We start from the raw sequence: 408 nt of genomic DNA, 5'->3' as shown, positions 1-408 counted from the left end.
GCATCCCAGGCGGTGCCGAACGACACCTGCACGCGACCACCAACGCTGCTTTCCTTGGACTGAATCTGAGAGACGTCTTGCAGCGACTCGATCGTCAAATCTCCGCCGACATTCGCGTCGATCCGATCAGCAGTGACCACGGCACCGCGCAGCGTCGTGTCGCCCTTGGAGGTGAGGACGACATTCCTGCCCGTCAACTGGGTGTTCTCCCAGGTGGTGCTTTGTGCGTTCGAGTTGTGGCTGCCGGCGCTGGCTTGCACATAGGCATACACGCCGGTTTGCGCGCCGATTTGCGCGCCGACACCGACTTCAAAGCCAGCGTTGCTGCCCTTGCTTTGCTCGGAGCCAACAGATTGGCCTGCTTCCAACACCAAGTCCCGTGCCGAATCCAGGCTCAGCGTGTCGCCC

1 protein-coding gene is annotated in these 408 nt (G+C 61.8%); it reads right to left on the bottom strand.

The features are described from left to right. Nucleotides 1-408: hemagglutinin repeat-containing protein (locus XpruCFBP8353_RS23130; RefSeq protein WP_133125727.1), on the bottom strand; the 408-nt coding region annotated here is incomplete at both ends.

Source organism: Xanthomonas prunicola (genome assembly GCF_002846205.1).
Taxonomy (GTDB): Bacteria; Pseudomonadota; Gammaproteobacteria; order Xanthomonadales; family Xanthomonadaceae; genus Xanthomonas; species Xanthomonas prunicola.
Note: the sequence above shows the minus strand (reverse complement) of the source record. Positions and strands in the feature narration are given on the sequence as shown.